Genomic DNA, 10499 nt, shown 5'->3' on the forward strand with positions numbered 1-10499 from the left:
TAGCGATTAGTAAATCAATGTTGTCAATCTGTCCCTCTACTAAATCTAAATTTTCTATGGCTTATCAATCACACTAATAATCTTAGTCAGTAGCCTGTTGGTAGCCAATACAATGAATTGTCTATTTAGCGTTTAGTTCAGTTATATTTCTAGATATAGATAGGTTATAAATCCCTGTGTTATATCGATTGATAACAATTAATAGTGGAGAAGGTCAGTGAAAAATTTACTAGGACTTGAAATGAGGTGATGTAAGATTAATAGGCTGATGCTAACTAGTAACCCGTCGCGTAGAACCTGCTTTTTAATTGCAGGCCTATTCGCCGTGGTAATGCTGCTGGAATATAACACGCCCCCAGAATATGTGTTCGGCTATCTGTACACGGGGCCGATTTTGCTAGCTAACCCTCGCCTAAATCGCTCTGCAACGCTGCAAGTGACGGTGGCAGCTTGCGTGCTGACCCTTTTAAATCTGGTGCTTCCTGATACACAAGGTGTTGATGCAGCAACAGTGGCGGATCGGTTGATCGCGGTACTATCGTTGATAGTGACGGGTTGGTTGAGCGATCGCGCCCGTCGCTATGAAGAAGCGATCGCCGCACAAAAGGCTCAGCTACACGCTCAGCAACAGCTAGCTAGCCTAAGAGACAACTTTGCGTCCACCCTCACCCATGACCTCAAAACGCCGTTGCTAGGAGCGATCGAGACGCTGAATTCCCTGCAACAAGGGTACTTTGGTGAAGTGACCGAACAGCAACAAGAGGTGTTGGCAATGATGACTCGTTCTCACCAATCTTCATTGCAACTCGTAGAGACGTTGCTGGATGTCTATCGCAATGATACAGAAGGACTGAGACTTGACTTGGAACCCGTGAACCTAGTGGCTGTGGCAGAGGAAGCGATCGCAACGCTGGTACATTTAGCCACAACACGTCGGGTGTATCTTGCTGTTGGCTATACCAACTCAGAATTTCGTCGCTCTATGTGGGTGAATGGAGATGCCTTACAGTTACAGCGAGTTTTTAGCAATTTACTCATCAATGGCATCAACCATTCCCCACGCGGCGGTAAAGTGGACGTAGTGTTAGCCTCAGAACCGGGTTACCATGTCGTAAAAGTCCTGGATAATGGGCCGGGAATCACTGGAGATGAGCTTCCCTACTTATTTGAGCGATTTTATCAAGGTCAGAGCGATCGCCAAGCTAAAGGTTCAGGACTGGGACTATATTTGTCTCGTCAGATTGTTGAGGCTCACGGCGGTACAATTTGGGCAGAGAACCGGATACCTCAGGGCGCTTTATTTGGGTTCAAACTCCCTGCATTGTCGGTTTCACCTCTCTAAATCCCCCTAAGATGAAACCAGCACCACTGCGGATTTTATTAGTAGAAGATGATGAACTGTTCCGCCTGGGACTCTCAGTGCGGCTGTCTAAAGAACCTGGGTTAGAAGTAGTGGCTGAGGCAGTCGATGGGGAAACGGCTGTGGAGTTGACGAATCAACATCTACCGGATGTCGTACTGTTGGATGTGGGATTGCCAGGGATTGGGGGTGTGGAGGCGTGCCGCCAAATTAGAGAGCAACATCCAGAAATGCCAGTCTTGGTTTTGACATCCCATTCCCAAAAGCAACTGATTGAGCGATTGATTGCCGCAGGTGCTTCTGGCTATTGCCTCAAAGGAATTGAAGCAGGAGTTTTAATTTTAGCGCTGCGATCGGTAGCGGCAGGGGCATCGTGGTGGGACCAAACCGTCACAGCAGAAATTCGTGCCGCGATGACAGGCAATCTATCGATACAGGCAAACCTAACGGAGGCGGTACAAAATCCGCTGACACAGCGAGAGCAAGAAATTTTGGCGCAGATTGCCGCAGGGAAGTCCAATCAAGAAATTGCCGAACTTCTGCATATTGCTCCAGGCACAGTACGGGTTCATGTCCATGCCATCTTACAAAAGCTGGAGGTACGCGATCGCACTCAAGCCGCCGTGCTAGCGCTTCAAAGAGGTCTACTTTCTACCTCATATTTCTTGAGTCAACACTCGTCCAGCGAGGTTGGCAACCGCCATGACTAACTGATTGGTATCAACGGGTTTAGACATGTGGATTTGGAAGCCAGATTTAATCGCCTGTTGAGAATCCTCCTCCCTGACGTAAGCCGTTAAGGCGACAGCCGGAAGACACCCTCCTCGCTGTCTCTCGCGGTGTCTAACCTTGCGAATCAGGGTATAACCGTCCTCCTGGGGCATGGCAATATCACTGACTAAAACATCAGGCTGCGACTGTTCTAGGACTTTGATCGCTTCCTGAGCCGAGCCAACAGCAATCACGTTAGCTCCCGCCCCCTCAATCACGGTTGTGAGCAGTTCCCGCACGTCCGGCTCATCATCGACGAGCATGACTCGCAAACCGGAGAGCATGTTCGAGCTTTCAACCGAGATTTCCGAGAGCGAGAGTTCCCTCTCTCCCATGACGATTCGCTGTTTTAGACCGTTCGGTTTGGGTGGAGGAACGCTCGGAAGCATCAGTTCTACCGTAAATATCGAGCCCTTCCCTTCTCCCTCACTCTCTGCATGAATGCTTCCATGATGCAGTTCCACCAAGTGGCGGACAATGGCTAATCCAAGTCCCAAGCCACCGTGTTGGCGGGTGGTTGTGCTATCTGCCTGTCGGAAGCGATCAAACACATAGGGGATAAATTCCCTCTGGATGCCGATGCCTGTATCCCTTACCTGGATTTGAGCGCGGGAGGCAGCCTTTAATAAGTGCACCTCAATCTTTCCCCCTTCGGGGGTGAACTTAATTGCATTGGTTAGGAGATTCCAGACAATTTGCTGCAACCGATCTGGGTCACCCAGTACGCGTTCCACCGTGCGATCAAGAAAGGATTCCAATTGCAGTGATTTGGCCTCCGCTGCCGGACGCACAACCTCGATCGCCGCCTCAAGTACAGGAATCACACTAATCGGACGGAGATTGAGTTGCAGTTTGCCTCGAATAATCCGGGAGACATCCAAGATATCCTCAATCATTTGCGCCTGAGACTGGGCATTGCGTTCGATGGTTTCCAGTGCACGAGCGATCGTGGCTTCATCAAAGGAGCGGGTGCGGAGCAATCGCGCCCAACCGAGTACAGAGTTCAGGGGTGTGCGGAGTTCGTGGGACAGGGTTGCCAGAAACTCATCTTTCATCCGGTTCGCGGCTTCTGCCTCGATTCGTGCCGCTTGTTCACGAATAACCTGAGTGCGTGATTCTTCTGCTTGCTTGCGAGCGGTGATATCTTCCAGGGTGCCGACATGACCGAGCAACTCACCTTTTGCTGAGAGCATGGGAGAGGTGCGCACATGCACCTGGCGCAGGATTCCGTCTGGGGTTTGAACACGAAACTCGTTGGAGTATTCCCGGTTAGCGAGTGTCCAATCCAGCCAATCTGCCTTGATTTGGGCGCGGTCTTCCGGATGCACCGACTGCAACCAACCCTCTCCTAAACTTTCCTGCAACAAGAGACCACAGATAGTTTGGAAGCGGGGGTTGGTGTAGGTACAACGACCTTCCACATCCGTGAGGAAAATACCCACGGGGGAGGACGCACTCAATGAACGAAATCGCTCTTCACTTTCTCGAAGTTCGGCGTTGACCACTGCCAGTTCTGCCGCTTGGCGCTTCACCTCTTCTGTCTTTTTGAACAGGTCAACAAAGACTGCCACCTTGGAGAATAAGATGTCCGGCTCAATGGGTTTGAACAGGTAGTCCACTGCGCCCAGGGCATAGCCTTGAAACATCTGCTTATCACTGGTGCTGTAGGCGGTTAGGAAAATAATGGGTGTGTGTTGCGATCGCGGTCGGTTTCGGATTAATGTGGCGGTTTCAAACCCATCCATCCCTGGCATCTGCACATCCAGCAGAATCACAGCGAAATCCTGGTTCAGGAGACATCTTAAGGCTTCTTCGCCCGAATGGGCTCTGACCAGACGCTGACCGAGACCCCCTAATATTCCTTCCAAGGCCATCAGGTTTTCTGGGTGGTCATCTACGAGCAGGACGTTAACTTGGGGTTCAAACGGCATAGTTCTACCTCAGCGCCCAGTGGCAAAGATTGACGATAAAAGGAGCAATATCAGGGAGCGGCAAAATCCAATATGAGGCATAAAGAGTATTTGGGAGGCGCTGCTGCTGTAAAGCCGCGATCGCGGCTTTGGGCATGGTTGGGCTTTCGGCTGTCGTTGGCTCCTGCACAATCGCCAAACCGCCTCGAGATTGGAGACTCAGGATACCCTGACTTCCATCATGACTCGCTCCCGTTAAAATGACTCCTATCGCTCTCTGGGCGTAGGCATCAGCGGCGGATTCAAACAATACATCAATTGAGGGTCGCGCATGGCAAACTGGAGCTTCAGTAGAGAGAGCCAAGTGGCCTCCTTCTAAGAGTAGGTGATAGTCAGCGGGAGCTAAATAGACCCGCCCTGGCATGATCGGTTCTTTATCTTCAGCCTCGCTGACAGGCAAAGCGCAATATTGCTGCAAGAAAACACATAAGCTATCGTCAGAGTCTTTGTGACGATGTTGAGCGATCGCCACGGGTAGGGGAAAGCCTTTGGGTAGACCCGGTAGTAAAATTTGGAGAGCATGTAGCCCTCCCAATGATGTACCTATAACCATCATCTTGTATGGACAATCCCTCATGCAAAAGATTGCCCCCCTTCCACCTCGACAGGACTAGGGACGAATGAAAGGATAACGGAGAAAGGATGAACGATGAAACAGGATAAGGCCACGCTAGCCTCTCGTTTCCCGAAGATTCCGAAAAGCTGGTGAAACCTTTTTTTGGCGTTCATCCTACCCGTTAACCTAATTTTCATCCTTCATCCCAATCCCGAATTCTTACCCAATCTTACGGTAGAGCTTGTCACGCTTATCCAACGCCTCATACTGTTCTTCGTGTGGGGTGAACTTAAGCGACTCTTGGCGTCCTAGACCTAGGACACCAAACCGACCAAGGCTTTCATATAGCAACTTGTGAACTCGTTCTTGGAGAGATTGATTGAAATATATAAGGACGTTCCGACACAATATGACATTAAACTCATTAAAAGATCCATCTATCGCTAGATTATGTTGAGAAAAAACGATATTCTCTCGGATCGAGGAGCGAAAGATAGCGTTTTCATAGGCGGCGGTGTAGTACTCGGAGAAGGACTGCTTACCTCCAGCTTGGAGATAGTTGTTAGTATACTCCTGCATAGATTTCATCGAAAATACACCAGCCTTGGCTTGTTTCAAAACCATCTCATTCATATCAGTTGCATAAAGTCGGCAACGCTGGTATAATCCCTCTTCTTCCAAAAGAATTGCCATAGAGTAAACCTCCTCCCCCGTTGAGCATCCGGCGTGCCAGATGCGAATAAACGGGTAAGTGCGCAAAAGCGGCACCACTTGCGCACGGAAAGCCCGATAAAAGCTGGGGTCGCGGAACATGGAAGTGACATTAACCGAGAGACCGAGAAGAAAGCGATCCAAACAGGCCGGGTCATGAAGCACCTTCTCTTGTAGCCCCGATATACTGCTCAACTGCTCTGCCCGGACAGCATTCCAGATGCGGCGCTTGAGGGAGGCGAGGGCATAATCCCGAAAGTCGAATCCGTAATAGCGAAACAGCGCTTCTAAAAGCAGTTCAATTTCGATCGCTTCGAGTTCATCCTTTTTTTGGACGGGATTGTAATAGGGAAGAGGCATTCGGTTCTGGCAACACAGGATACCTGGGAAGGGTTGAAGATTGTGGAGGTTGAAGGTTTGAGGTTCGAGGTTGAAGGTTCAAGGCTCGAGGTTGAAAGAGCGGAAATGACTATGTACCTACTAATAATACTTCTGCCCTCTGCCCTCTGCCTTTTGCCATACCTATCACCTTGCCAACCTTTAACCTTTCCTAAATCTATCAACCTTCAACCCTTCCTTAACTTTCAACCTTCAACTTGCCAACCTTCAACCCTTCCTTAACCTACCAACCTCCCCCCTAGAGCAAAAGTACCTAGCGATAGAGCCAGACCCGCAAAAGAGAGAGTAATTGCTCAGAATCAACAGGTTTGGTGATATAGTCCGAGGCTCCGGCTTCAATGCACTTTTCGCGATCGCCTTTCATGGCTTTGGCGGTGAGGGCAATGATCGGTAAGGAGGCATAGTCCGGGATGTTTCGGATAGCACGGGTTGTTTCATACCCGTCCATCTCTGGCATCATCACATCCATAAGAATGACATGAATACCGGGGGTGTTTTGTAAGACGGCTAGGCCATCCCGACCGTTTTCAGCACGCAGGACATCCATATGATGACGCTCCAACATACTGGTCAGGGCAAAGATGTTGCGTATATCGTCGTCTACAATCAGGACTTTCTTGCCCGCGAGGACAGGGTCGGATTCATAGAGTTTTTCCAGCATCTGCTGCTTAGTTGGAGGCAAGTGACGCTGAACTCGGTGCAAGAACAGGGCGGTTTCATCCAAAAGACGCTCTGGCGATCGCACGTCTTTAATAATGATCGTCTCAGCCATGCGGTTGAGTTCCGCTTCTTCGGTTCGCGTGAGTTCTTTCCCGGTATAAACAATAATCGGCAGTTTCGAGAGATTTACATCTTGCTTAATCTGCTCAATCAGTTGCAACCCGGTCATATCCGGCAGACCCAAATCGAGAACAATGCAATCGAACTGACCGGCCTTCAGAGACTCTATCGCCTCGGCACCCGTGCCTACCGCCGTGGTACACACATCGCTGTTGCCAATCAAATCCACAATGCTTCGGCGTTGAGTCTCATCATCTTCCACCACGAGTAGGTTTTTCACCTGACGCTCTACAAAGCGCTTCATGCTAGAGATGGCGTCGAGCAAGCTATCGGGGTTGATCGGCTTTTGTAAGTAAGCGATCGCTCCCAGTTGTAGACCACGTTGTCGCCCATCCTCAACGGTAAGGATATGCACCGGAATATGACGCGTATTCGGGTCGTGTTTTAAGCGATCGAGCACCATCCAACCATCCATTCCAGGTAACTGGATATCCAGGGTGATGGCATCCGGCTGATATTCCCGTGCCATCGCCAGACCAATATCGCTACGTGCGGCAACCAGCACCTTAAACCCCTGCTCCCGTGCCATATCTAAAAGGATACGCGCAAATTTGAGGTCATCTTCGATAATCAACAGCACGCGATCGCTGGGTTGGATATTCTCCCGGTCATCGGCGACAGATGCGATCGGGTCTCGTGGCGGTAGCGATGTTGAAAGATAGGAGAGGGCGGGGGAAGTTCCAGGGAAGAGAGACGGTGAGGAGAGTGGGGGAACTGGAGCTTGAGGAGCCAGAGACGGGGGCGTATTTTCAAAAATAGGTTTGGAGAGTTGCCCTTGTCCCCCTATCTGCGGCAATAGGTTCCGTCCGTCTCCTTCTACCCCAAAGTGTTCCCGCGCCATCGTCCCATCGGTTCCTCCTTGGTAGGAATCAGGGAGGTAAAGTGTGAACGTACTTCCTTGACTGGGATGACTAACCAGGGTAATCTCTCCGCCCAGCAGTCGAGCGATTTCGCGACTAATGGACAAGCCCAAACCCGTGCCCCCGTACTTGCGGCTGGTGGAGCCATCGGCTTGCTGAAACGCCTCAAAAATCACCTTTTGCTTTTCCAGGGCAATGCCGATGCCCGTATCGCTCACCGCGAAAGCCACCACTGTAGTGGCATGATTTAATACGTCCTGAGTCAGGCTCCACCCATGAGTGGCTACCGCAACCCGCAAGTTAACCCGCCCTTGCTCGGTGAACTTAAACGCGTTGGCCAGGAGATTCTTTAACACTTGTTGTAAGCGCTTCGAGTCTGTATAGATGGCTCGTGGGAGATTGGCGTCGAATTCCATCATGAAATCGAGTCTCTTATCTTGAGCCACTTGGCGGAAGGTGCGTTCCATTTGATTGGCCAGATCGGTAAAGCGCATCTGGTCGATCTCAACGCCCATCGTTCCCGATTCAATCTTGGCTAAATCCAGAATGTCATTAATCAGAGTGAGTAGGTCGGTACCCGCCGAGTGAATGGTTCGGGCATATTCCACTTGCTTGTCTGTTAAATTGCGATCGGTGTTATCCGAGAGCAACCTTGCCAGGATTAACAAGCTATTCAAGGGTGTCCGCAACTCGTGGGACATATTCGCAAGGAATTCCGACTTGTACTTCGAGGTGAGTGCCAGTTGTTCCGCCTTTTCCTCGATCGCCTGCCGTGCCTGTTCAATTTCCCGATTTTTGCGTTCAACCTCCTGGTTTTGCAGGGCTAACAACTCTGATCGCTCTTCGAGTTCTTCGTTGGTTTGTTGTAACTCTTCCTGCTGGCTCTTGAGGAGTTCCTCAGAAGCTTTGAGAGATTGGGCTTGTTGTTCGAGGCGTTTGTTGGTTTGGGTGAGTTCTTTTTGCTGAGCTTGCAGTTCTTCGGTCAGGGATTGGGACTGCTTGAGCAACTCCTCAGTACGCATACTCGCGGCGATCGTGTTTAATACGATCGCAATACTTTCGGTGAGTTGATCGAAGAACGTTAGGTGAATCTCATTAAAGCGCCTAAACGAGGCCAGTTCAATCACTGCCGTCACCATCCCCTCAAACAGCACGGGTAAAACCACCGCATTGCGCGGCGCGGATTCTCCCAAGCCAGAGCTGATTTTGATGTAGTCGTCCGGAAGTTCGGTGAGTAAGATGCGTTCCTTTTCCAAGGCGCATTGCCCCACTAAGCCTTCTCCCATCTGGAAGCGGTTCGCTAGATGCTTGCGTTCGCGGTAGGCGTAGCTGCTCAATAGCTTCAGCATGGGCTGATTTTCCACCCCGTCCATAATGTAGAACACACCGTGCTGTGCCCCTACCAAGGGAGTGAGTTCGGACAAGATGAGTTTGGAAACGGTTTCCAAATCCCGTTGCCCTTGCAGCATCCGGGTAAATTTGGCGAGGTTGGTCTTCAACCAGTCTTGCTCGGTGTTCTTCTGCGTCGTCTCTCGCAGGTTGGCAATCATCTGGTTGATGTTGTCTTTCAGGATGGCGACTTCACCCTGCGCTTCAACGGCAATTGATCGCGTCAAATCACCCTTGGTTACCGCAATGGCTACTTCTGCGATCGCACGTAACTGAGTGGTCAGCGTTGCCGCCAGTTCGTTCACATTATCCGTCAAATCTCTCCAGGTTCCCGCCGCCCCCGGCACCTTGGCTTGACCCCCCAGTTTCCCTTCAATTCCCACTTCCCGCGCTACGGTGGTAACTTGGTCGGCAAAGGTGGCTAGGGTATCGATCATCTCGTTGATCGTATCCGCTAAGGTTTCAATCTCACCCTTCGCATCCAGCATCAACTTCCGCTTCAAGTCCCCATTCGCTACCGCCGTGACGATTTTGGCAATGCCTCGCACTTGCGCCGTGAGGTTACCCGCCATCGAGTTCACACTGTCGGTAAGGTCTTTCCAGGTTCCCGCAACTCCCGTAACATGGGCTTGCCCCCCCAGTTTCCCTTCCGTACCCACCTCTCGCGCCACCCTGGTTACCTCCGAGGCAAAGGAGGAAAGCTGATCCACCATCGTGTTGATGGTATTCTTCAGGTCTAAAATCTCACCCTTCACATCCACGGTAATCTTCTTGGAGAGGTCACCGTTCGCCACCGCCTTCGTCACTTCCGCGATATTCCGCACCTGTGCCGTTAGGTTACCCGCCATCAAGTTGACGTTATCCGTCAAATCCTTCCAGGTACCGCCTACACCTCTTACGTAAGCTTGGACGCCCAGTTTTCCTTCCGTACCCACCTCACGGGCAACCCGTGTTACCTCCGAAGCAAAGGAGTTGAGCTGGTCTACCATCGTGTTGATGGTATTTTTCAACTCCAAAATTTCACCTTTCACATCAACCGTAATTTTCTTGGAGAGGTCGCCATTTGCCACCGCCGTCGTGACTTCGGCAATATTCCGCACCTGGGCGGTAAGGCTTCCCGCCATGAAGTTCACCGAATCGGTTAAATCCTTCCAGGTACCGGCCACCCCTTTCACTTCTGCTTGGACACCCAGTTTTCCTTCCGTACCCACCTCTCGCGCTACCCTGGTTACCTCCGAGGCAAAGGAGTTGAGTTGGTCTACCATGACGTTGACGGTATTCTTCAACTCCAAAATTTCACCCTTGACATCAACCGTAATCTTCTTGGAGAGGTCGCCATTTGCCACCGCCGTCGTTACAGCGGCGATGTTTCGCACTTGGGAAGTCAGAGAACCTGCCATGAAGTTCACCGAATCTGTCAAGTCTTTCCAGGTACCGGCTACCCCCCGGACATCCGCTTGCACACCCAGTTTGCCTTCACTCCCCACCTCACGGGCAACCCGCGTCACCTCTGAAGCAAAGGAACTAAGCTGGTCTACCATGATGTTGATGGTGTTCTTCAGCTCTAAAATCTCGCCCTTGACCTGAACTGTGATTTTCTTAGAGAGGTCACCATTTGCGATCGCGGTTGCCACTTCTGCAAT

6 protein-coding genes are annotated in these 10499 nt (G+C 50.9%); 2 read left to right on the forward strand and 4 right to left on the reverse strand.

What is annotated here, in order from left to right; translation table 11 throughout:
* Positions 1-268 precede the first annotated feature (268 nt).
* Together V6C93_RS09420 and V6C93_RS09425 are read left to right on the forward strand one after the other, a co-directional pair.
* On the forward strand, positions 269-1342 hold the full coding sequence (locus V6C93_RS09420) for a HAMP domain-containing sensor histidine kinase (protein WP_333476399.1): 1074 nt from the start codon (positions 269-271) through the stop codon (positions 1340-1342).
* Between the two features lie 11 nt (positions 1343-1353).
* Complete coding sequence (locus V6C93_RS09425; protein WP_333476400.1) at positions 1354-2070, forward strand: response regulator transcription factor; 717 nt, start codon at positions 1354-1356, stop codon at positions 2068-2070.
* Here V6C93_RS09425 and V6C93_RS09430 read toward each other — a convergent pair.
* From V6C93_RS09430 to V6C93_RS09445, 4 genes are all read right to left on the reverse strand, one after another.
* Positions 2017-4062, reverse strand: coding sequence for a hybrid sensor histidine kinase/response regulator (locus V6C93_RS09430; protein ID WP_333476401.1), 2046 nt, complete (start codon positions 4060-4062; stop codon positions 2017-2019). The two genes, V6C93_RS09425 and V6C93_RS09430, sit on opposite strands and share 54 nt — an antisense overlap.
* 4 nt (positions 4063-4066) lie before the next feature.
* On the reverse strand, positions 4067-4657 hold the full coding sequence (locus tag V6C93_RS09435) for a chemotaxis protein CheB (RefSeq protein WP_333476402.1): 591 nt from the start codon (positions 4655-4657) through the stop codon (positions 4067-4069).
* Between the two features lie 219 nt (positions 4658-4876).
* A complete protein-coding gene (locus V6C93_RS09440; protein WP_333476403.1) occupies positions 4877-5728 on the reverse strand; it encodes a protein-glutamate O-methyltransferase CheR in 852 nt (283 codons plus the stop codon).
* A 292-nt stretch (positions 5729-6020) separates the two neighbouring features.
* Positions 6021-10499 (reverse strand): response regulator (locus tag V6C93_RS09445; RefSeq protein ID WP_349262660.1); only part of this gene is annotated, 4479 nt, incomplete at its 5' end.

The sequence above is a fragment of the Allocoleopsis sp. genome (assembly GCF_036703385.1).
Lineage (GTDB): Bacteria > Cyanobacteriota > Cyanobacteriia > Cyanobacteriales > Coleofasciculaceae > Allocoleopsis.

Bases quoted from the DNA above. Each gene is read 5' to 3' on its own strand.
- V6C93_RS09420 (WP_333476399.1), top strand. From the start codon at position 269: ATGCTAACTAGTAACCCGTCGCGTAGAACCTGCTTTTTAATTGCAGGC.
- V6C93_RS09425 (WP_333476400.1), top strand. From the start codon at position 1,354: ATGAAACCAGCACCACTGCGGATTTTATTAGTAGAAGATGATGAACTG.
- V6C93_RS09430 (WP_333476401.1), bottom strand. From the start codon at position 4,062: ATGCCGTTTGAACCCCAAGTTAACGTCCTGCTCGTAGATGACCACCCA.
- V6C93_RS09435 (WP_333476402.1), bottom strand. From the start codon at position 4,657: ATGATGGTTATAGGTACATCATTGGGAGGGCTACATGCTCTCCAAATT.
- V6C93_RS09440 (WP_333476403.1), bottom strand. From the start codon at position 5,728: ATGCCTCTTCCCTATTACAATCCCGTCCAAAAAAAGGATGAACTCGAA.